The organism is Pseudomonas sp. MWU12-2319 (assembly GCF_023242525.1).
Classification (GTDB): Bacteria; Pseudomonadota; Gammaproteobacteria; order Pseudomonadales; family Pseudomonadaceae; genus Aquipseudomonas; species Aquipseudomonas gingeri_D.
Window position 1 is genome coordinate 31,652 of the sequence record NZ_JALJES010000031.1, and the last position, 20,524, is coordinate 52,175.

Below are 20,524 nucleotides of genomic sequence, written 5' to 3' on the forward strand. Positions count from 1 at the left end.
TGACAATCAATGGTACGGGCAGGTGTCAAAAAAGTTACCCAACGGAGAAACGCCTGAAACCTGGCCCCTTGCAGAATGCGCCCACGCCTGACCTCCCAGGCACTTACATCGGCCCATAAGCGAGGCTTTCCATGATGGTGCGCACGCGTCCCCTGCAAGCGAATTACAGCATTGTGCTAGTCAACTATAAGACCCATGAGCTGACGCGGACTTGTCTGGAATTGCTGAAGACCGCCTTGCATGGAACCGATGTCCCGGTATTCGTGGTGGATAACAATTCGAACGACGCAAGCCTCGAGTATTTGCACAGCCTGGACTGGATCAACCTGATCGAGCGCAAAAGTGGCGCCCCTGAATGCGGGAGCGCCGCCCATGGCCGAGCTCTGGACCTGGCCCTGGCGGAAGTCGAAACCGAATACCTGTTTCTGCTGCACACCGACACCTTTATCCATGATCCGGACGTGTTCGGCCTGATGATCCGGCAGTGCTCGACCCCGGAGGACGTCGTCGCGGTCGGCTGCCTGGAGCAGTTGAATCGGGGCGTGATCCGCTCGGCCTGGCGCCTGACCTCGCGCTTTGCCAAGCATTACACCCGACGCGGCCTGCGCGCCCTGGGGATGAATGCCAGGGAGCCGAGGCCGTTCCGGGAAAAGCATCTGAAAAGCTTTTGCACGCTGTGGAACGCGCGGCTGATCAAACATCACGGGCTGCACTTCCATATGAGCGGCGGCAACCCCGGCTACGAGCTGCAAGACCGCATGACCGAACTCGGCTACCGGGTCGAGTGCATTGCGCCGCGCCAGCTGTTTCGCTATCTGGACCATATCCAGAGCGGGACAGTGGCGGCCACCGGCGGTTTTGCCAAGAACCACCGTCGGGTCAAAATGTACAACCGCCTGAGCCCGGAGCCCGTTGCGGCCCTGCCCGCTTCGCCGTACCTATAACCCGGCGTTTGAATCATCATTTCGATTGATCATTCAAATCGCAAAACAGAATTTTTTATTTGCCCGCGATCCGTCCAGGATAGGCCCGCCTCCACAGTCCCGGACGAAGCCCCCATGAATCTCAATTTTGCCATTGCCTGCGCCGTTGTCGTGTCCTTCGCCATTGCCCTGCTTCACGCCTGAGCGCGACTCAAAGCGTGGCCACGGCCTCACCCAGCCAACTCCTGAACGCCGCCATCGCCGAGGTTTCAGGACGAGACTGCAAACGCGTCAGCCAGTAGCTGCCCGTGGCAATCTCGACATCGAAGGGTTGTAGAACAAGCTCCGCCTCCAATTGCCGGGAGAACATCATCACCGGCACCAACGCCACACCCGCCCCCTGAAGCGCCGCCTCCATCATCGCCAGCGAGGAATCGAAGACGATGCTCTCCGGTACCCGCCCTTCGTCCGGCAAGCCCGCTGCCTGAAACCATCGCGGCCACTCGTCCGTCCGATAAGAGCGCAGCAGCGTCTGCTTCAGCACATCGGCGGGGGCTTTGAGTTGCCGGGCAATCGGCGCGGTGCACAGCACTGAAAGGGGCGTTTCCAGCAGGTGCATCGCCTCTACCCCGTGCCAGGCCCCGGCGCCGAAGCGGATGGCGAAATCCAGGCCCTCGGCGGCCACATCGACGCGGTTGTTGTGGGTCGACAGCCGCAAATCGATAAAGGGATGCCGGGCGCGAAAGTCCGCCAGGCGCGGTAACAGCCAGCCCAGCGCAAAAGTCCCCACCGCCCCCACCGTGAGCACCTCCCGATAATGCCCGCCCTCGAACCGCCCCAGGGTCTGGGCAATCCGGTCGAAGGACTCGTTGAGCACCGGCAACAGGCTTTCGCCTTCGGCTGTCAGCATCAGTCCGCGGGCAACGCGCTTGAACAGCGTCACCTTCAACTGGCGCTCAAGGCTCTTGACCTGATGACTCACCGCGGCCTGAGTCACGCACAGTTCAATCGCCGCCCGGGTGAAACTCAGGTGCCGCGCGGACGCCTCGAAAGCGCGCAGCGCATTCAACGGCAAGTGCGGTCGAACCATGATCAAGCCCCTAATTTTTCTAATAGCTAATCCGAAATTTCATTGTTTGTCGATTTCCCGCCCACTGACTACATTCGGCGTCCTGGCATTTGCATGGGCCGCTGAAACTCACGGAAAGCCGCGTAAATCGGGGATTTTCCTCACTCGTCAGTGCAGCCGGATAATCGCACCGGCGTATTTTCGACACAAAAAACCGCTCCTGGGCGAGCGGTTAACATAATGAAACATATTGGGAGCCTTTGAACCATGTTCAAGAAGAACCTTGCCAAACTGGAAGTCCTGGTGACCTCCCTCCTGCTGATCGGCGCCAGCAACAGCTTCGCGGCGGACACGCCCCAGGCCGACGTCAAGTCCATCGTCGACGCCGCTATCGCCCCGATCATGCAGGAACAGAATATTCCCGGCATGGCGGTGGCCGTGCTGGTAAACGGGAAGCCATATCACTTCAACTACGGAATGGCCTCGAAGAGCAACCGGCAAGCGGTGACCGATGACACCCTGTTCGAGATCGGCTCGGTCAGCAAGACCTTCGCCGCCACCCTCGCCGGCTATGCCCAGGCCCAGGGCAAGCTCGTCCCGTCGGAGCGGGTCAGCCACTACCTGCCGGAGCTGCAAGGCAGCGCCTTCGACAACATCACGGTGTTGCAACTCGGCACCTACTCCGCAGGTGGCCTGCCCCTGCAGTTCCCGGACGCGTTCGACGCCCAGGACAAGATGCTCGACTACTTCAAGCAATGGAAACCGACCTATCCGGCCGGCACCTATCGGCAGTATTCGAACCCGAGCCTGGGGCTCTTCGGTTATGTGGCCGCGAAAAGCCTCGGCGCACCCTACGACGAACTGATCGAAAAAAACCTGCTGCCGGCGCTGGGCATGAAGCACACCTATCTCCACGTGCCGCCGGCGCAGATGGGCCATTACGCCGAGGGTTACACCCAGGATGGCCAATCCGTACGGGTCGGCCCGGGCGCACTGGATGCCGAAGCCTACGGCATCAAGACCACCGCAACCGACCTGCTGCGTTTTGTCGAGGCCAACCTCCAGCCGGAAACCCTCGAAGCTCCGCTGCACAAAGCCATAGATCTGACGCAGAGCGGCTACTACCAGATCGATGGGACCACCCAGGGGCTGGGATGGGAGTTCTACCCCTACCCGATCAAACTTGAGCAGTTAGTGACGGGTAACTCCTCGGAAATGGCCTACGAGGCCCACAAGATCACCACTCCATTCAACCCCGCGCAGCCGCCGCAAAAGAATGCGCTGTTCAACAAAACCGGGGCGACCCGTGGCTTCGGCGCTTACGTCGTCTACGTGCCGGCGAAGAAAATCGGCATCGTGATGCTGGCCAACAAAAACTATCCCAACCCGGTCAGGGTAAAAGCCGCCTACCAGATCCTGAACGCACTGGAGGGCGTCAAGTAAGCGGATAGGCAAAGGCCGGCCGGGTTGGCTATGATCGGAACCCATGACAGTCTCACTTCCGATCCGTCAGCCCTGCCCACCCGGCGCCTGCATTTGCGAGCGGGAACAACTGCTGCAAATAGCCGGCGCCGACCTGCGCATCCTGGGCCTGACCCGTCAGCAGGAAAAGGTGCTGCTCGAGCGTCTGGAAAACCTCAAGAGCCTGGCCGACCTCGAACACCTGCAAAAACGGATATACGAACAGTTGGGTCTGCGGGTGTCCGTCGTCCCGGGCTTCAATGAAGTACGCACCATGCGTGGCATCGATATCCAGATCGCCGAACACCCCGGCCTGTGCCGCAAGACCCGCCAGTCGATTCCGGCCGCGATCCGCCGTGGCCTGGAGAAAAACCCGGAGATCGCCTACGCCCTGCTCAACGCCAACGACCTGTTGCGTGATGCCTGAGACGCGGTCTCAGCGCAGCCGCTGACCGCGCTTGAGGGTCTCGCTGGGCAGTTCGCCAAACAGCGCCCGGTAGCTGTTCGAAAACCGCCCCAGGTGCCAGAACGACCAATTCATCGCCACCTCGGCCACCGTCTTGTCCAAGGCATTGCGCCCGAGCAGTTCATGGCGGGCACTGTTGAGCCGGCGCAAGCGCAGCCAATGGCTCGGCGTCATGCCTGTGTAGGCCTTGAAGGTGTGCTGTAACTGACGCAATGAAACCCCGGCGAAACCGGACAGTTCCAGCAGGTTGACGGTTTCATCAGGCGAATCGGCCGCCCACTCGCCGATGCGCTTCATGATCGAACGCTCCTCGGCGCGGCGCCGCAAGGAACCTGGGTCCAGGCAGACAGCATTATCGAGAATGTAGAGACAGTCATCCAGCAGTTGCTGGGTCAGGCTTTCCCGGCTCGGCGGATCGAAGGTCTGCGCCAGACGGGTCAAGGTCCCGCTCAGCCAGCGGCTGAACAAGCCGTTCTGTTGCGAATTGAGCGGCGCCATGAACAACCCCTCCAACCGTGCCACATCCAGGCCATGCTGCTGCACGAACTCCGGACCGAACACCACCGCCACTTCCTGGTAGTTCTCGGGGGTGATCCAGATATTGCGGCTCTCGCCGTTGAGCACATACAAGGCGTTGTCACTGCGATCGAAACAGAAGGCCAACGCCCCCGACGGCGCACTGAAGTTCTGCTCGACCCGGGTGTTCATGCACTCCTCGTAGATCTGCACCCCTTGCAGGTCCAGGTAACGAATCTGCCCGGCGAAATGCCCCGGCGACATCTGCTGGTAATGCTGCACCCAACCCGGTGTGGCGCGTATCTGTTCGGCCACATCGGCGGTATTGAACGCTTGAACCCGCAAGGCGTTTGACTCTGTCATCGGATGACCGTTCGCACTCATTTGGTGCGTCTTATGCCGTCATAAAGTGGATAGATGGGACCCCCATCGCTCGCCCAAGATAGTCGCCAATGCGCCGCAGGGGAAGTCTCTCGCCGCTCGGCCGGGATGCAGACAGATCACCCGGCGCAGAAAAAAACCAACAACGAGGTCTTTATGAATGCCCCTTTCGATCAGCTGTCTTCGTGGCTGAAAGAACACAAGATTACCGAAGTAGAGTGCGTGGTCAGTGACCTGACCGGTATCGCCCGCGGCAAGATCGCACCCACCAACAAGTTCCTGCATGAGCGAGGCATGCGCCTGCCGGAAAGTGTGCTTTTGCAAACGGTAACAGGGGACTTTGTCGACGACGATGTCTATTACGACCTGCTCGACCCTGCCGATATCGACATGATCTGCCGGCCGGATTCGTCGGCCATGTATGTGGTGCCATGGGCCATCGAGCCCACCGCCATCGTGATCCACGACACCTTCGACAAGCAGGGCAACCCTATCGAGTTGTCGCCGCGCAATGTCCTGAAGAAAGTCCTCAAGCTGTATGCCGACAAAGGTTGGCAGCCCATCGTTGCCCCGGAGATGGAGTTCTACCTGACCCAGCGCTGTGAAGACCCGGACCTGCCGCTCAAGGCCCCATTGGGGCGTTCGGGTCGAGCGGAAAGCGGTCGGCAGTCGTTCTCCATCGATGCCGCCAACGAATTCGACCCGCTGTTCGAAGACGTCTACGACTGGTGCGAAGCCCAGGGCCTGGACCTCGATACGCTGATTCACGAAGACGGCCCGGCGCAGATGGAAATCAACTTCCGTCACGGCGATGCCCTCGACCTGGCCGACCAGATCACCGTGTTCAAGCGCACCCTGCGCGAAGCCGCGCTCAAGCACAACGTCACCGCGACCTTTATGGCCAAGCCGATCGCCGACGAGCCCGGCAGCGCCATGCACCTGCACCAGAGCGTGGTCGACAGCGTCACCGGCAAACCGATCTTCGTCGATGCCGACGGACAGATGAGCCAGCTGTTCCTGCACCATATCGGCGGTCTGCAGAAGTACATCCCCAAGCTGCTGCCGATGTTCGCCCCCAACGTCAACTCGTTCCGCCGCTTCCTGCCGGACACTTCGGCGCCGGTCAATGTCGAGTGGGGCGAGGAAAACCGCACCGTCGGCCTGCGGGTGCCGACCTCCAGTCCCGACGCCATGCGCGTGGAAAACCGCCTGCCGGGCGCCGATGCCAACCCTTACCTGGCGATTGCCGCAAGCCTGTTGTGCGGCTACCTGGGCATGGTCGAGCAGATCGAACCGAGCGCCAAGGTCGAGGGCCGCGCCTATGAGCGCCGCAACCTGCGCCTGCCGATCACCATCGAGGACGCGCTGGCGCACATGGAAGACTGCCCGACCATCGAACGCTACCTGGGCACCCAGTTTGTCCGTGGCTATGTGGCGGTGAAACGTGCCGAACACGAAAACTTCAAGCGTGTGATCAGTTCCTGGGAGCGGGAGTTCCTGCTGCTGAGCGTCTGATCCAGAACCTTTACCCAGACCGAAAAACAACCCCAACAAGAGGTGTCGAATGCGTCTATTGAAATCCGTCGTTCCGCTAGCACTGGCCTTGCTGTTCAGCGCCACCGCACAAGCCGAGCCGACCGTCAGCGTCTACAACTGGACCGACTATATCGGTGATACCACCCTCGCCGACTTCCAGGGCAAGACCGGTATCAAGGTGATCTACGACGTCTTCGACTCCAACGAAACCCTGGAAGGCAAGTTGCTCGCCGGCCGCACCGGCTACGACGTGGTGGTGCCTTCCAACCATTTTCTCGGCCGCCAGGTGAAAGCCGGGGCCTTCCTGAGACTGGATCGCTCGCAGTTGCCGAACTGGAAGAACCTCGATCCCAAACTGCTCAAGCTGCTGGAGAAAAACGACCCGGGCAATGAACACTCGGTGCCGTACCTGTGGGGTACCAACGGCATCGGCTACAACGTCGACAAGATCAAGCAGGTGCTGGGCATCGACCATATCGACTCCTGGGCGGTGCTGTTCGAACCGGAGAACCTGAAGAAGCTCACCCAATGCGGCGTCTCGTTCATGGACTCGGCCGACGAAGTGTTCCCGGCGGTGCTCAACTACATGGGCATGGACCCACGCAGTTCGAAACCCGAGGACTACAAGAAGGCTGAAGCCAAGCTGCTGACCCTGCGGCCCTATATCACCTATTTCCACTCGTCCAAGTACATCTCGGACCTAGCCAACGGTGATATCTGCATTGCCTTCGGTTACTCGGGTGATGTGTTCCAGGCCGCGAACCGGGCCAAGGAAGCGAAGAACGGCATCAACATCGCCTATTCGATTCCCAAGGAGGGCAGCAACCTGTGGTTCGACCTGCTGGCGATTCCCGCCGATGCGGCCAATGTGAAAGAGGCCCATGCCTTCATCAATTACCTGCTGGACCCGCAGGTGATTGCCAAGGTCAGCGCCACCGTCGGCTACGCCAACCCCAACCCGGCGGCCAAGCAGTACATGGATGAAGCGCTGGTGAACAACCCCGAGGTCTATCCGTCCCAGGAAGTCCTCGATAAGCTCTACATCTCCACCACACCGACACCTGAGATCATGCGCCTGATGACCCGCTCCTGGAGCAAAGTGAAGTCCAACAAATGAGTCAAGCCAGCCCAATGGAACACGCTCGCTCCTATTACGCGGCAACCGCCGGTTCGATGCCGGATTATCCCCGGCTCGACTCCCAGGTGACTGCCGATGTGTGCGTGATCGGCGGCGGTTTTACCGGCGTCAACACCGCCATCGAACTGGCGCAGCGTGGGCTGTCGGTGGTGCTGCTGGAAGGCCGGCGGATCGGCTGGGGCGCCAGCGGGCGCAATGGCGGGCAGTTGATTCGGGGCATCGGCCATGATGTCAGCGGTTTTGCCAAGTATGTCGGCACGGAAGGCGTGCGTTATCTGGAGCGTGCCGGTATCGAGTCGGTCGAGGTGGTGAGCAATCGCATCCGCGAGCACGCCATCGACTGCGATCTGCGCTGGGGCTTCTGCGAACTGGCCAACACCCCGGCGCAGTTCGCGGCGTTCCGGGCCGAGCAGGCGCATCTGGCGGAACTGGGTTATGCCCATGAAACCCGGATTGTCGGGCCCCAGGACATGGCCCAGGTGGTGGCCAGCACGGCGTATGCGGGCGGTCTGATCGACAAGGGTTCGGGGCATTTGCACCCGCTCAACCTGGTGCTCGGTGAAGCGCGGGTGGCGAAGGCGCTGGGGGTTCAGATCTTCGAACATAGCCCGGTGCTGGAGCTGATCCATGGCAGTACGGTGGAGGTGCGTTGTGCCGCCGGTAGCGTGCGTGCCAACAGCCTGGTGCTGGCCTGCAACGCGCACCTGGAAGATCTGGAACCACGTTTGAGCGGCAAGGTGCTGCCCGCCGGCAGCTATATCATCGCCACCGAACCATTGGCCGCCGAGGTGGCGGCCGAGTTGATTCCGCAGAACCTGTCGCTGTGCGACCAGAAGGTCGGGCTGGATTACTACCGTCTTTCTGCCGACAAGCGCCTGTTGTTCGGCGGTGCCTGCCATTACTCCGGACGCGACCCGGCGGATATCGCCGCCTATATGCGACCGAAGATGCTCAAGGTGTTCCCGCAACTGGCGGATGCGCGCATCGACTATCAATGGGGCGGCATGATCGGCATCACTGCCAATCGTTTCCCCCAGGTCGGGCGCCTGCAACAGCATCCGAATGTGTTCTATGCCCAGGGTTATTCGGGGCATGGCGTCAACGTGACCCACTGGACCGCGCGGTTGTTGGCCGAGGCTATCCATGCAGGGCAAAGCAAAGGCATGGATATCTTCAGCGCGGTGCCGCATATGACCTTCCCGGGGGGCAAGGCCTTGCGCTCGCCGTTGCTGGCGCTGGGGATGCTGTGGCATCGGTTGCGTGAAGCGCTGGGCTGAGTCAGCACTGACAGTAACAAAGGCCAGGAAAGAACACTCTTTACCGCTTTTACAGGATAACCGAGTTCTTTCCTGGTTGGCCCGGAGCTGAAGGAAATACTCAGAGGAGCTGGAATTTTACTAAGGTCTCTTTGACTTTCTCGCGGAGCTGATTTTCATCGAGCTCATAGTCAGCCCTATCTTCATCAGGATTGTAAATTTCGGCCAGCATAAATAACTCCCCTCCACAATTTAAAACATCCTCGCTTCGATTTTTTACACCACGCAGCCCCCTTCTTTCAACACATATATCTTCAGAGAATTTATGAGCGCTAACTTTCCCATTTAAAAAGCCCCTGCCCAGCTCGATTAATTTCATAGTATTCATAAGCCATCACCCCAAGTAAATTCGACCACATAGCCACACCACCTTAAAAACTCACCTACTGAAAATCACCTAGCGACCAAGCTTGACGACCTTAAAGTATTTATTTTCCGCGACAAAAGCGGGCTCTTTCCAGTTAGGACCCTTTATATAAGTCATGGGATGCTCACCTTGTTGTATAACACCTGACGCCCCCATTTCTCTGACAGTAGACAAAAGTTCGCCTTTTTCGACAACATCAAAACGATAGCGAACAAAAAATCTATCTAGGCTGCGGTAATCGATACCTTTTTCACTACCAGCCAAAAAAGAAATAATATCTTTTACAGACTCGCCCTCCACCAACGACTTAAAATCAATCATTTAAACTCCCTCCACACCTGCTCATCAGCGGCCTTTATAGCATCGAACGTATAAAATAAATTTTCCTCATCTTTTAATTTGTAATCCTCCAAGGTTGCCGTGTGAGCATTGTTCCAAACCTCAGAGGCGGCGTCTTTGCCCTTCGGTACGACACCATCCGCAATCCCTAGTGCCCTGTAACGCTCAAGTTCTCTGATTTCGTGTGTATAAAATCGTTTATCGACGTCAGCAATTGATAGTTCACCGCGCAAGACTTTCTCTAATCGGTCAACCATTATTGCATTTGCATCTGACGGTGCAAATCGCCCTGTATGCAACTTAACAAGATCAATACCATCCTGAGTAACCGACGCCGTTGTCCAGTCGAGATTTTGGATTGCGCCTCCAGCCTTGTCAGGATTGTACATCCGACCGCTGTGTTCACCCCTTGTAGTAGCCCCCTCATACGGAGAGCTAAACACTACATAAATGGGCGGCAAACCTGAGTCAGCAGGAAAAGTATAGATACCATCCCGAATATCCCACTGATCCATCCCCGGCAAGGGTTCGGCCTTTACCTCGATGGGTGTCAGCGTGATCCCCGTGTAGATCGGAATTTCTACAGGCTGTACCGGCGATGTCGTCGAACTGCCGTCAGGGGCCGCAATCGGAAAGGTCAGGGTGATCGCCGGCGTATCAGCCGTGGTGAAGGTATAGGCATTCGCCGCCGGGTCCAGCGTCAAGGCCCTGACCGGCACCTTCGGCGATAACCCACCATTGGCTTGCGTGGCAATCAACGAGTACTTCGAACGGTCACCGTACACCCGATACGGCAGATCCACCGTGCCACCCGCCACCGCTATCTCCGACAGGTTGTCCGGCAGGTCGGGGATCAAGTCCCTGGCCGGCAGGCTCAAGGTGGTCGGCGGATAAAGATCGCTATTACCTAACGAGGGGGAATACAGCAGCAGGCCAATTCCAACACCCGTGGCGCGATCAAGCACAGCGCTGCCAAGGGTTTTCAGAGCCTGGATGCCCGACTGAATGGCGGCTTCCAGCGTCAAACCGGTGCCCGTCGTGATCGCGATGAAACCCGCTGCCGCACTGAGTTGGGTTGCGCCTGTCGGAGCAAGCCTGAAAGTATGTGCTTCAGCCGCCTTGCGTTTCGCTTCAGTCTTTGCGAACAATCGAGCTTGCTCGTCGGCGACCGCCCTTGCGCGAGCTGCCAAAGCACCAAAGGCGTTCGAGGCGATACCCAGATATCTGGCGGACTCTGATTTCAGCAGGGCATCGTGATGGCTCGCCCATTTTTGACCTAGCTGCCCGGTCGCCTGCAAGTGAACCAGATTGGCCAGGGCTTCCAGTTCCGGCTTGCTCAAGGGGGAAACAATCTTGGGATTTGTCGCGGGATAAGTGAGGGTGACCCCACCACTTGTCCAGGGCGGCGGCGCCTGGATGGGCCGGATCGCGGCAAGCTTGCCGGCGATCATATCGTCCAGCACGGTTTTGTAGTGAATCAGTGCCTGAGCCGGTGCCAGCCCCGCCACGGAGCCCGCGGCGATAGAAAGTTCTGTTTGAAGAAACTCCGGCAGGCGTTGGACGTGAATATCCCGTTCCACGCCGATGACGCCAAGACGTTGTTCCAACAACGCCTGCCAGGCAGCGTCATTTACGGAAACAGCCGACTCTGCCTGACGCCTTTTGGTGTCCAGCTCCGCAAGCTTTGCAGCCAGGACATCCATCGAAAGCGACAGCACCTTGAGTTCCAGCGCCGCTCTGTAGACAGTATCAAAAAGAGCATGCAAGCCGCTCACGGATTCGGCAGTAGCAGCTCCCGAGAGCCAAAGCTCACGCATTTTCTGACGCGGCAAAACCTCCATCATGAAAAACGGGTTATGACCATAAAGGCCATAAATGGCGGGTGCCGTGGAAATATACTGTGATTTCTTTACATCAATCAGATCCAGCGTAACCCTTTGATCGAGCCTTGCCGCCTCTTCGGGAGACAGGACACTTTCACCTGTGGCAGCCTGCTTTTTCTGCGCTAGTTCCTGTTCCATATTAACCAGGAGCGCTTTGAGACGTGGCTCATATTCGTCCGCAATAAATTGAAAGTCCGTTTCTCCCCCCATCAAGTCAGACAGGACATTTGGCGTGGTCGTGTCACGAAATCTACCCGGCCCTCCCTCTCCCCGTCTCGGCCCTTCCTGAAGTCCCCAACCATCGCCATTTCCACTGTAAGCCCCACCCACACCGGAACCGAAGGTTTGTGGTCTTCCCGCAACGATGTGCAAGGGCCTGATTTCAAAAGCCTGTCCGACTACATATCGCTCGTCCGCCATATCAAGTCTCCGCTTGATCCACTCAAGAGTGTTTACTGTCGTTTACTCCGACAGAAGGCGATGCAAGAAGAGAACTTGTCTTTTGAGGGGAATAACTCTTTATCGCGTAAGGCATGGGCTACAGGTTGACCATCCGACTGACGAGTAGCGGATGTCGTTAGCCCCTGTAGGAGCCGGCTTGCTGGCGATCCAGGCGACGCGGTCTGACAGGACACCGCGTCGATCCCATCGCCAGCAAGCCGGCTCCTACAGGGGTTGGATTCAGGCCTTGGCCGCAATCACCATGATTTCCACCAACACTTCAGGCCGCGCCAGGTTGGCTTCGACCGTGGCCCGTGCCGGGGCACCGCCCTCCGGTAACCAGGCATCCCAGACCGCGTTCATCGCCGCGAAGTCGCGGTCGATATGCTTGAGCCAGATCTGCGCGCTGAGCAAACGGTTCTTGTCGCTGCCGGCCAGGGCCAGCAGCCCGTCGATCTTCTCCAGCACCTGGCGGGTCTGGGACTCGATATCGCCTTGCAGATCGCCCGGTACCTGACCGGCGAGGTACAGCACATCGCCATGGCTGACCACACCGGACATCCGCGCATTGCTCTGGAAGCGTTGAATCGTCATCGGTCTTTCTCCTTGGATAAACTTCAGCCGGCCGCGTGTTCGACCAACCGCACCAGGCGCTGCGCGCTGCCAAAGGCCAGGGTCATGCCCAGTGCGCCATGCCCGGTGTTTAGATACAGGTTACTGCCTGCACGGTGTTCAAGCACAGGCCTACCGGTGGGCGTCGCCGGCCGCCAGCCGCTCCAGGGCTGACAATCGTCGACGTTCCAGCCTTCACCAAAGAGCGCCTCGGTCGAGGCCCGCAACTGCTCGATCCGCGCCGCCGGAATCGACGCATCCATACCACACAACTCCACCATCCCCGCCACCCGCAGGCGGTCGCCGATCCGGGCGAACACGGTCTTGCGGCGCATATCGGTGATGCTGACCGTCGGTGCCCGGGTGTGCTCGGTAATCGGCAGGGTAATGCTGTAGCCCTTGAGCGGATAGACCGGCAGACGGCTGCCCAATTGCGCCAGCAAGCCGGTGCTGTAGGCGCCTGCCGCCAGGACCACCGCCTCGCTGTGCAACACTTCGGTTCCTTTATGGGCATGTCTCAGGTTCAGCGCGGTGATTCGCTCACCACGGCGCTGGAAACCTTCGAGCTTGCGGTCGAACAACAGTTGTACGCCCTCGCCTGCCAGTAACCGGGCCATTTCGCGACACAGCTTGAGACCGTCCACCGCGCATTCGCTGTCGGTGTGAATCGCGCCATGAAACGCCGACTGATAACCGGCCAGCGCCGGCTCTATCGCCACCGCCTCACTGGCGCTGACCACCTGTTGTCGCGAGCCCAGCCCCGCCTGGAACCGCACCTGGCGCTGCGCCTTGTCCAGCCCTTCGGCGTCCGGGTACAGCACCAGCTTCCCGGTGCGGGTGAAATCGCAGTCCAGACGCTGCTCTTGCATAAACCCGTCCAGGGCCTGACGGCTCTCGGCCGCCAGCGCCAACAACTCCACCGTGGTCTGGCGCGAGACCGAAGTCCGGCAGGCCGCCAGGAACGCCATGCACCAGCGCCATTGTTCCGGGCTCCACTGCGGGGTGAAGCGCAACGGCCCGCTACGGTCGAGCAACAGCTTGGGGATCCCCGGCAACAGCGACGGATCGGCCAGCGGCTGCACATAGCTGTAGCTCAACTGCGCGCCGTTGCCGCCCACGGCGCCCATACCGGGGCCGGACGCCTGGTCGATCACCGTGACGCGATGCCCGGCCCGGTGCAGGCACCAGGCACTGCTCAGCCCGACGATCCCCGCGCCCACCACGCAAATCTCCATTACACCGCCTCCTTGTCCAGGGCCCAGCCGCTCGGCGTCAGTTGATGCCAGTCGGTCTGCTGCTGATAGGCATGACCGATGCGCAGGATCAGCGGCTCGGCGAACGCCTTGCCGACGATCTGCATCGACACCGGCATGCCCTGGCCGTCAAAACCCACCGGCAATGCCACCGAACACAGATTGAGCAGGTTGGCGAAACGCCCCAGCAGGGCCAGCGGCGTGCCGTACTCATCCACTTGATCCAGCGGCACGCTGCCGACGGCATTGGTCGGGAACACACAGGCGTCGATATTCAGCATCGCCTCCTGCATAGCCTTGCGCGCGGCGCGGCGCTGATTGTGCAGATCGATATAGGCCGCCGAATCGATGGCCTTGCCGCTCAATACGCGACGCTGAACGTGGGGGTCGAAGCGCAGGTCGCTCTGTTCGAACAGCGCACCGAGACTGGCATAACCTTCGGCGCTCATCAGTCCGCCGGCCACCCGCATGCACAGTTCCAGCGAGCGTGGCAGCGGCTGTTCCACCAGATGCATGCCCAAGGCGACCAGTTGCTCCAGCCCACGATCGTAGGCCGCCAGGATATCGGGGGCAATGGCCGCGCGTTCGGCTTGAGGCAACACCCAGATTCTCATACCGGCCACCGGTTGATTGAGGCCCGCCGCAGCGCTGAAGATCGGCGCCCGCGCCGAGACCGGGTCCAGTGGGTCGGGGCCAAGCAAGGCATCGAGCATCCAGGCCGCATCCTCAACGGTGTGGGTGATCGGGCCTACCGAGTCCAGCGACGGACACAGTTCGATCAGCCCATGACGACTGATCAGCCCACGGGTAGTCTTCAATCCCACCAAGCCGCACATACCGGCGGGAATCCGCACCGATCCGCCGGTATCGGTGCCCAGGGCCGCACTGGCCAGGCCGCTGGCCACCGCTACCGCCGAGCCGCTGCTGGAACCGCCCGGCGCCCGATGGACTTCGCGGTCCCAGGGATTCCAGGGCGTGCCCATCACCGCATTGGTGCCCCAGCCGCCGAAGGCGAACTCCACCGTGTGGGTCTTGCCCAGGATAATCGCGCCGGCCCGCTCCAGGCGCTGCACGGCGGTTGCCGTGAAGCGGGAGATGCGCGGACGCTGCGCCAACGAGCCACCGGTGATGGCCTGCCCGGCGATTTCAAACAGATCCTTGATCGCCACCGGAATGCCGTGCAACGGCCCGAGATCGACCCCGGCGGCACGCTGCTGGTCAGCAGCGATCGCCGCCCCCAGCGCACGCTGGGTGTACGCCTCGACATAGGCATTGAGCTGGCCGTTGAAGCGTTCGATACGGGCCAGTTGGCCGCGCACCAGGGCCTCGCTGGTCAGTCGGCCGCTGCGCAGCGCCTGCTGCAATTGGCCGATACTGTGGAAAGTGCTGTGATCCAGGGAATTCATCCAGTCAACCTCTCAGGCTTTTGCGGCCACGGGAAAAGCGCTTCTCAAGCACTCGCGACAGCAGGGAAAGCGGGAACGCGATCACGAAATAGAACAGGCCGACCAACAGGAAGATGTGCATCGGCAGAAAGCTCTCCGAGGCAATCGCCCGGGCAGCCAGCATCAACTCATCGGTGGCGATCAGGGCACAGAGCGAACTGTCCTTGAGGATCGACACATAGGCGTTGAGCAATGGCGGCAACATCCCGCGAATCGCCTGGGGCAGGATCACCGCGGTGAACGCCTGGAACGGCGTCAGGCCGACGGCAATCGCCGACTCCCGCTGCCCCCGGTGCAGGGCATCAAGGCCGCCGCGCAGGATCTCGGCGATATAGGCACTGCCCTGCAACCCCAGCCCGAGGATGCCGGCCTCGAAGCCGGACAAGGTCAGGCCCAGGCTCGGCAGGGAGAAATACAGCGCCAGCAACAAAGCCAATAAAGGCAGTGCGCGCATGCCCTGGATGAAATACACCGCCGAACGCCGCAGCCAGGCAAACGGGCCGCGCAAGGCCCAGGTCAGCAAGCTGCCGAGCAGCGCCGCCAGGGCAAAACCGCCCAGGGACAACTTCGCGGTGACCACCCCGCCTTGCAGCAGGCGCGCGCTCCAGTCGCTCCAGTACTCGGGGTATTGCGCAAGGAAACTGATCATCGTGCGCTCCCCCAATGCCGTTCAAGACGGATAAAACCCAGGCCGATGGGCAGAATCATCGCGGCGTAGATGCACATCACCGCGAAGTAGATCAGCGAGGTCTGGAAGGTCGAAGTCACCAGGTTGCGTGCCAGGAACATGATTTCCGGCACGGCGATGGCCGAGGCGATGGAGGTGTCCTTGATCAACTGCGTGACATAGTTGGCGAAGGCCGGCAACGAACGGCGCAGCGACTGCGGCAGAAGAATGTTGGCCAGTATCTGCATCCGGGTCAGCCCGACCGCCAGACCGGCCTCGTATTGCCCGACATGCAACGACTGCAGGCCGGCGCGAAAGATATCGCAGAGCACGGCACTGCCCACCAGGCTCAGGCCGACGATGGCCGCCAGCCACGCGGGCAGATTGATCCCCAGGTACGACAGGCCGAAGTAGATCAGGAACAAATGCGCCAGGGCCGGCACGTTGCGCATCCATTCGATAAAACAGGCAATGCCCGCCTGCACCAGTCGCGAACGGCTGAAGGTCAGCCACACCGCCAGCGCCAGGCCGCCGATACTGGCCAGCACCAGAGTGCAGAGGGCGATTTCCAGTGCCGTCAGGGCACCGCTCAACAGCAGGGGCAACAAGCCGAAAAAGGTCTGGAGGCTGCTCATTCAAGCCTGCTCCATGGCCATGCGCCCGAGGAAGCTGCGGGTGCGCTCGTGGCTGGGCGTGTCGATCACCTGGGCGGAAGGCCCCTGCTCGACGATATGGCCGCCGTCCATAAAGATCACCCGGTCGGCCACATCGCGGGCAAAGCGGACTTCGTGGGTGACCATGATCATGGTCCGGCCCTCTTCGGCCAGTTCGCGGATCACCGCCAGGACTTCGCCCACCAGTTCGGGGTCGAGGGCCGAGGTCGGCTCATCGAACAGGATCACCTTGGGTTGCTGCGCCAGGGCCCGGGCAATCGCTACCCGCTGCTGCTGCCCGCCGGACAACTGCTCGGGATAGGCATCGGCCTTGTGCCGCAGATGGACCTTCTCCAGCATGGCTTCGGCCAGCTCGTAAGCCTGCTTGCGCGGCATGCCTCGGGCCTTGATCGAGCCCAGCGCGACATTGTCGCGTACGTTCAAGTGCGGCCAGAGGTAGAACAGCTGGAAGACCATGGCGATCTCCAGCCGCTGCGGGGCCATTTCCCGGTCACTCAGCAAACGCAGGCGCGAACCGTCCCGGGCTTGCCCGATCAGTTCATCGCCGAGCCAGATTTCGCCCCGACTGGGCTTCTCCAGGTAATTGATGCAGCGCAGGCAGGTCGACTTGCCGGAACCGCTCGGGCCAATCAGCGACAGGGTTTCCCCGGCCTTGAGCTCCAGGCTGATGCCCTTGAGCACCTCCAGGTCGCCATAACTCTTGTACAGATCACACACGCGCAACAGCGCAGGTTCTACCAGGTTGGACATCTTGCTCACCCGCTTTTTCTCGGTCCGGCGCAGGGTCGACTACCTGACCCTGCGCACCACGCTTTATTATTGGCAGCCAGGCAGTTTCCAATCCGCCGGACGGTCGACGCTCAGGCGCAGGTCCTTGCCCTGGGGCATGAACCAGACATCCTGGGTCAGGCCGTAGCGAGCGCCGATCTTGCGCATCTCGCAGGTTTTCCAGAGCGCCTCGATCTGCGCATTGACCGCCGCCAGCAACTGCGGATTGTCCTTGTTGAACCCGAACACCACCTGCCCCAGCCCGGTCAGCAAGGGAAAATCCGGGTCGTTGTCGGTGAAGGCATTGAAATGCAGGTGCCACTGGGCATTGCGCGAAATGGCGTACTGCATGACCGGCGGATCACCGATCACCGCGTCGATACGCCCGGCCAGCAGGTCACGCACGGCGGCGTCCGAGGTATCGTAGAGCGTCACTTGCAGCCCCGGGATCTTGCGCATTTCAGGAATGAAGGAGAACCCGGTGATGGTCCCGACCTTCTTGCCTTGCAGGTCCTTGAGGGTTTTCCAATCGGTCTTGTCGGTCTGGGTGATGCCGTTCTTGAAATAGTGGATCGGATCGCTCAGGGCCATGATTTTCGAGCGTTGCTCGGTCCAGCCCATGGTCCCGGCCATAACATCGACGCGGCGGGCCTGCACCGAGGCAATGGTTCCCGACCACTCCATCAGCGCCGGCTTGACCTTCATCCCGAGTTTCTCGGAAATTTGTTGAAGGATTTCACCGTCATAACCGACCATCTTGCTATCTTGATAACCAGTCCCCGGCATGTCACCGCTGAAGGCGATGGTCAGGCTGCCCGGCTCCACGGTATCCAGCGCGAACACCGGTCCCGCGGCCAGCAGGGACAGTATCAATCCGGCGCAAAGGCCGGCAAAACGTTGCATGTCAGGCTTGTTCATCGTGTGCACCTCGTTGGTTTTCTTATTGAACGACAGGATGTTGGGCAGGCCTCCATCCTAGGGCCGAGGGCACATAAATCAGTTGGATGCTTTGCACGAATGATTGAATATTTGCGACATCTGCATGAAACCGCGAACGAGGCCGGCGAGCCGAGCCTGGTGGCGCGCCTCGACCAGCAACCGGCACCCGCCCCACACAAGCGCCGCGGAACGGCGGAACTGTCGGTGGGCATCGTGCTCTGGCCGCGTTTTCCGTTGCTGTCCTTGTCCGGGCTGACCGATGCCCTGCGCCACGCCGCCGACACCGGCGACCAGAGCCGGCCGATCCGTTGCGAATGGAAGGTGCTGGGCACACCGGGGCAACGCGTGGCCTCAAGCGGTGGACTGGACGTGCCGATCGATAGCGAAATGGGCGACCCGCAACGCTTCGACTACATCGTGGTGATCGGCGGCCTGCTGGACTCGTTGGCCGATGTGCCGAAAAGCTACCCGGCGTTCCTGCACCAGGCGGCGGCGGCCGGCGTGCCCTTGATCGGCTTGTGCACCGGCAGCTTCGTCCTGGCCCGTCACGGGCTGATGGATGGCCACACCGCCTGCGTGCACGCCTACCATGCCGATGACTGGAAACGCCTGTTCCCGACCCTGCGGTTTATCACCCACAACGACTTCCTGATCGACAAGGACCGCATCACCTGTGCCGGCGGTGTGTCGGTGATCGAGCTGGCGGTGCATCTGATCGGCATGCACTGCGGCCCGGACCGCGCCGGCAAGGTGGTGCACCAGATGACCGTGGCCAAGAGCGGCACCGGCAGCTTTCTCGACCGACGCAAGGCCCTGGGTTATGCCAGCTCGTCCAACCGGCGTTTGCACGAGGCGGTGATGCTGATGGAAAAACACATGGCCGAACCGCTGGAAATCGAGGCCATCGCCCATTGGGTCGGCACCAGCAAGCGCCAGCTGGAACGGTTGTTCATGGCGGAAACCGATACCAGCCCGGCGCAGTTCTATCGCCAGGTGCGGCTCCGCTTCGGGCGCTGGCTGCTGGTCAGCTCGGATCGACAGATCGGCGAAATCGCCTTTGAATGCGGCTTTGCCGACGCGCCGCATTTCATCCGGCATTTCCAGAGCCTGTTCGGCCTGTCACCGGGCAAATTGCGCAAGGAGTTGCTGAAGCACGCCGGTCCGTGATCGGTGTGAAGACCGCTCAGTTGAATATCACGCCAACCACCAGCGCAGCAGAAAAAAGAACGCCATGCTCAGCAACATGCTGAGCAAGGTATTGCGGGTGTAGAGCACCAGGCCGATGGCCACCAGCGAACTGAGCAGGTACGGATTGTCATACTGCAGGTTCAACTGGTGATCGGGCATGAACACGATCGGCCCGCAGATCGCCGTGAGCATGCCCGGCACGGCAAAACCGAGGAACTGCCGGGCATTGCTGCTCAGGCGCACCGGCAAGCGGGGTTCGAGAAACACGTAACGGTTGAGGAACACCAGCAGCCCCATCCCGAAAATCACTGCCCAGACGATCATTCGTGCCCCCGATACAGCTTGTTGCAGAGAAATCCTGCCGTCATTCCCGCCAGCCCCGACAACACCAGGGCCGAACCCAACTGCCAGTAGCTGAACAGCACCGAACAGAACAACGACACCGCCACACAGACCACGGTCGGCACATTGCGTACCACCGGGGTGATCAAGGCGATAAAGGTCGCCGCGATGGAGAAATCCAGCCCCAGATGCTCAAGACCGGGAATGCTGCGGCCCAGCACGATCCCCGCCAGGGTGAACAGGTTCCAGGCGATATAGAACGTCAACCCCACGCCCAGCGCATACCAGCGGTTGAACTGTTGCTTGTCGTGCTGGCTGGTCAAGGCAAAGAGCTCGTCGGTCAGCAGGAAGCCCAGGCCGACCCGCCAGCGGCCGGACAACGGGGAAATCACCGAGCGCATGCTCATGCCATACAACAGGTGTTGCGAGGTCAGCAGCGCGGTGGTGAGCAGGATCGAGAAAATCCCCGCGCCGCCCTTGAGCATGCCGATCGCCACCAGTTGCGCGGCACCGGCAAATACGATGCTGGACAAGCCCTGGCCTTGCAGCGGCGTCAGGTTGGCCTCGATGGCCATGGAACCGGCCAGCAATCCCCAGGGCGCGGTCGCCAGGGACAGCGGCATGATGGCCACGGCACCGCGCAGGAAAGCGGTGCGAGGTAACAGATGATCGGACATAAGACTCGGGCACACAGAAAAAGACGCCGACTTTGCCAGCCCGCCGCACGCCTGTCTTGAACATTTGTGCACAAACGGGCACTTGAGCCGCGCGTCGAATCAAGCGCCGCCCAGGTATCCCGG

General features: G+C 60.6%; 21 protein-coding genes. 7 read left to right on the top strand and 14 right to left on the bottom strand.

Features of this window, described 5'->3' with window-relative positions; all coding sequences use genetic code 11:
- Window positions 1–131 precede the first annotated feature (131 nt).
- A complete protein-coding gene (locus tag M5C01_RS31575) occupies window positions 132–944 on the top strand; it encodes a glycosyltransferase (RefSeq protein WP_248764456.1) in 813 nt (270 codons plus the stop codon).
- Between the two features lie 190 nt (window positions 945–1,134).
- Here the strand turns inward: M5C01_RS31575 and M5C01_RS31580 are convergent, their stop codons facing one another.
- Window positions 1,135–2,013: a LysR family transcriptional regulator gene (locus tag M5C01_RS31580; protein WP_152742265.1), complete on the bottom strand. Its 879-nt coding sequence runs from the start codon at window positions 2,011–2,013 to the stop codon at window positions 1,135–1,137.
- Window positions 2,014–2,259: 246 nt separating this feature from the next.
- Here M5C01_RS31580 and ampC point away from each other — a divergent pair, with 246 nt between their 5' ends.
- Together ampC and M5C01_RS31590 are read left to right on the top strand one after the other, a co-directional pair.
- Complete coding sequence (gene ampC / locus M5C01_RS31585; RefSeq protein WP_152742266.1) at window positions 2,260–3,435, top strand: class C beta-lactamase; 1,176 nt, start codon at window positions 2,260–2,262, stop codon at window positions 3,433–3,435.
- A gap of 43 nt (window positions 3,436–3,478) precedes the next feature.
- Window positions 3,479–3,880, top strand: coding sequence for a hypothetical protein (locus tag M5C01_RS31590; protein WP_152742267.1), 402 nt, complete (start codon window positions 3,479–3,481; stop codon window positions 3,878–3,880).
- Between the two features lie 9 nt (window positions 3,881–3,889).
- On the opposite strand, the gene M5C01_RS31595 is transcribed toward M5C01_RS31590, so the two are convergent.
- Window positions 3,890–4,798: a helix-turn-helix domain-containing protein gene (locus M5C01_RS31595; RefSeq protein ID WP_152742268.1), complete on the bottom strand. Its 909-nt coding sequence runs from the start codon at window positions 4,796–4,798 to the stop codon at window positions 3,890–3,892.
- A gap of 174 nt (window positions 4,799–4,972) precedes the next feature.
- On the opposite strand from M5C01_RS31595, the gene M5C01_RS31600 reads away from it, so the two are divergent.
- From M5C01_RS31600 to M5C01_RS31610, 3 genes are read left to right on the top strand one after another with little or no spacing between them, the layout of a single operon-like run.
- Complete coding sequence (locus M5C01_RS31600) at window positions 4,973–6,331, top strand: glutamine synthetase family protein (protein WP_103495212.1); 1,359 nt, start codon at window positions 4,973–4,975, stop codon at window positions 6,329–6,331.
- A 49-nt stretch (window positions 6,332–6,380) separates the two neighbouring features.
- Entirely contained in the window at window positions 6,381–7,469 is a 1,089-nt protein-coding gene (locus tag M5C01_RS31605) for a polyamine ABC transporter substrate-binding protein (RefSeq protein ID WP_152742269.1), read from the top strand.
- Window positions 7,466–8,767 carry an FAD-binding oxidoreductase gene (locus M5C01_RS31610; RefSeq protein ID WP_152742270.1) on the top strand — a complete coding sequence of 434 codons (1,302 nt, stop codon included), beginning with the start codon at window positions 7,466–7,468 and terminating at the stop codon, window positions 8,765–8,767. The genes M5C01_RS31605 and M5C01_RS31610 overlap by 4 nt, the downstream gene beginning before the upstream one ends.
- A gap of 100 nt (window positions 8,768–8,867) precedes the next feature.
- On the opposite strand, the gene M5C01_RS31615 is transcribed toward M5C01_RS31610, so the two are convergent.
- The 10 genes from M5C01_RS31615 to M5C01_RS31660 form a co-directional block, all read right to left on the bottom strand.
- Complete coding sequence (locus M5C01_RS31615; protein WP_152742271.1) at window positions 8,868–9,134, bottom strand: colicin immunity domain-containing protein; 267 nt, start codon at window positions 9,132–9,134, stop codon at window positions 8,868–8,870.
- A 69-nt stretch (window positions 9,135–9,203) separates the two neighbouring features.
- Window positions 9,204–9,494, bottom strand: coding sequence for a hypothetical protein (locus M5C01_RS31620; protein ID WP_152742272.1), 291 nt, complete (start codon window positions 9,492–9,494; stop codon window positions 9,204–9,206).
- On the bottom strand, window positions 9,491–11,815 hold the full coding sequence (locus M5C01_RS31625; RefSeq protein WP_248764457.1) for an S-type pyocin domain-containing protein: 2,325 nt from the start codon (window positions 11,813–11,815) through the stop codon (window positions 9,491–9,493). The genes M5C01_RS31620 and M5C01_RS31625 overlap by 4 nt, the downstream gene beginning before the upstream one ends.
- A gap of 261 nt (window positions 11,816–12,076) precedes the next feature.
- Window positions 12,077–12,430, bottom strand: coding sequence for a RidA family protein (locus tag M5C01_RS31630; protein WP_152742273.1), 354 nt, complete (start codon window positions 12,428–12,430; stop codon window positions 12,077–12,079).
- Between the two features lie 23 nt (window positions 12,431–12,453).
- Window positions 12,454–13,683 (bottom strand): D-amino acid dehydrogenase, encoded by a 1,230-nt coding sequence (locus M5C01_RS31635; RefSeq protein WP_152742274.1) that lies wholly within the window; start codon window positions 13,681–13,683, stop codon window positions 12,454–12,456.
- Window positions 13,683–15,107, bottom strand: coding sequence for an amidase (locus tag M5C01_RS31640; RefSeq protein WP_152742275.1), 1,425 nt, complete (start codon window positions 15,105–15,107; stop codon window positions 13,683–13,685). Before M5C01_RS31640 ends, M5C01_RS31635 begins: the two co-directional genes overlap by 1 nt.
- A gap of 4 nt (window positions 15,108–15,111) precedes the next feature.
- Window positions 15,112–15,795, bottom strand: a complete 684-nt coding sequence (locus M5C01_RS31645) for an amino acid ABC transporter permease (RefSeq protein ID WP_152742276.1) — start codon at window positions 15,793–15,795, stop codon at window positions 15,112–15,114.
- Window positions 15,792–16,448 (bottom strand): amino acid ABC transporter permease, encoded by a 657-nt coding sequence (locus M5C01_RS31650; protein ID WP_103499161.1) that lies wholly within the window; start codon window positions 16,446–16,448, stop codon window positions 15,792–15,794. The genes M5C01_RS31645 and M5C01_RS31650 overlap by 4 nt, the downstream gene beginning before the upstream one ends.
- Complete coding sequence (locus tag M5C01_RS31655; protein ID WP_152742277.1) at window positions 16,449–17,237, bottom strand: amino acid ABC transporter ATP-binding protein; 789 nt, start codon at window positions 17,235–17,237, stop codon at window positions 16,449–16,451.
- 66 nt (window positions 17,238–17,303) lie between these two features.
- Window positions 17,304–18,173, bottom strand: coding sequence for an ABC transporter substrate-binding protein (locus M5C01_RS31660; protein WP_103499162.1), 870 nt, complete (start codon window positions 18,171–18,173; stop codon window positions 17,304–17,306).
- A 99-nt stretch (window positions 18,174–18,272) separates the two neighbouring features.
- Between M5C01_RS31660 and M5C01_RS31665 the strand changes: the two genes are divergently transcribed.
- Complete coding sequence (locus tag M5C01_RS31665) at window positions 18,273–19,361, top strand: GlxA family transcriptional regulator (protein WP_103499163.1); 1,089 nt, start codon at window positions 18,273–18,275, stop codon at window positions 19,359–19,361.
- Window positions 19,362–19,388: 27 nt separating this feature from the next.
- Here M5C01_RS31665 and M5C01_RS31670 read toward each other — a convergent pair whose 3' ends face one another.
- Complete coding sequence (locus M5C01_RS31670; protein ID WP_177097668.1) at window positions 19,389–19,703, bottom strand: AzlD domain-containing protein; 315 nt, start codon at window positions 19,701–19,703, stop codon at window positions 19,389–19,391.
- Complete coding sequence (locus tag M5C01_RS31675) at window positions 19,703–20,401, bottom strand: AzlC family ABC transporter permease (RefSeq protein ID WP_152742278.1); 699 nt, start codon at window positions 20,399–20,401, stop codon at window positions 19,703–19,705. The genes M5C01_RS31670 and M5C01_RS31675 overlap by 1 nt, the downstream gene beginning before the upstream one ends.
- Between the last annotated feature and the right edge of the window lie 123 nt (window positions 20,402–20,524).

Coding starts and splice junctions, on each gene's coding strand:
- M5C01_RS31575 (WP_248764456.1), top strand. CDS start 132: ATGATGGTGCGCACGCGTCCCCTGCAAGCGAATTACAGCATTGTGCTA.
- M5C01_RS31580 (WP_152742265.1), bottom strand. CDS start 2,013: ATGGTTCGACCGCACTTGCCGTTGAATGCGCTGCGCGCTTTCGAGGCG.
- ampC (WP_152742266.1), top strand. CDS start 2,260: ATGTTCAAGAAGAACCTTGCCAAACTGGAAGTCCTGGTGACCTCCCTC.
- M5C01_RS31590 (WP_152742267.1), top strand. CDS start 3,479: ATGACAGTCTCACTTCCGATCCGTCAGCCCTGCCCACCCGGCGCCTGC.
- M5C01_RS31595 (WP_152742268.1), bottom strand. CDS start 4,798: ATGACAGAGTCAAACGCCTTGCGGGTTCAAGCGTTCAATACCGCCGAT.
- M5C01_RS31600 (WP_103495212.1), top strand. CDS start 4,973: ATGAATGCCCCTTTCGATCAGCTGTCTTCGTGGCTGAAAGAACACAAG.
- M5C01_RS31605 (WP_152742269.1), top strand. CDS start 6,381: ATGCGTCTATTGAAATCCGTCGTTCCGCTAGCACTGGCCTTGCTGTTC.
- M5C01_RS31610 (WP_152742270.1), top strand. CDS start 7,466: ATGAGTCAAGCCAGCCCAATGGAACACGCTCGCTCCTATTACGCGGCA.
- M5C01_RS31615 (WP_152742271.1), bottom strand. CDS start 9,134: ATGAATACTATGAAATTAATCGAGCTGGGCAGGGGCTTTTTAAATGGG.
- M5C01_RS31620 (WP_152742272.1), bottom strand. CDS start 9,494: ATGATTGATTTTAAGTCGTTGGTGGAGGGCGAGTCTGTAAAAGATATT.
- M5C01_RS31625 (WP_248764457.1), bottom strand. CDS start 11,815: ATGGCGGACGAGCGATATGTAGTCGGACAGGCTTTTGAAATCAGGCCC.
- M5C01_RS31630 (WP_152742273.1), bottom strand. CDS start 12,430: ATGACGATTCAACGCTTCCAGAGCAATGCGCGGATGTCCGGTGTGGTC.
- M5C01_RS31635 (WP_152742274.1), bottom strand. CDS start 13,683: ATGGAGATTTGCGTGGTGGGCGCGGGGATCGTCGGGCTGAGCAGTGCC.
- M5C01_RS31640 (WP_152742275.1), bottom strand. CDS start 15,107: ATGAATTCCCTGGATCACAGCACTTTCCACAGTATCGGCCAATTGCAG.
- M5C01_RS31645 (WP_152742276.1), bottom strand. CDS start 15,795: ATGATCAGTTTCCTTGCGCAATACCCCGAGTACTGGAGCGACTGGAGC.
- M5C01_RS31650 (WP_103499161.1), bottom strand. CDS start 16,448: ATGAGCAGCCTCCAGACCTTTTTCGGCTTGTTGCCCCTGCTGTTGAGC.
- M5C01_RS31655 (WP_152742277.1), bottom strand. CDS start 17,237: ATGTCCAACCTGGTAGAACCTGCGCTGTTGCGCGTGTGTGATCTGTAC.
- M5C01_RS31660 (WP_103499162.1), bottom strand. CDS start 18,173: ATGAACAAGCCTGACATGCAACGTTTTGCCGGCCTTTGCGCCGGATTG.
- M5C01_RS31665 (WP_103499163.1), top strand. CDS start 18,273: ATGATTGAATATTTGCGACATCTGCATGAAACCGCGAACGAGGCCGGC.
- M5C01_RS31675 (WP_152742278.1), bottom strand. CDS start 20,401: ATGTCCGATCATCTGTTACCTCGCACCGCTTTCCTGCGCGGTGCCGTG.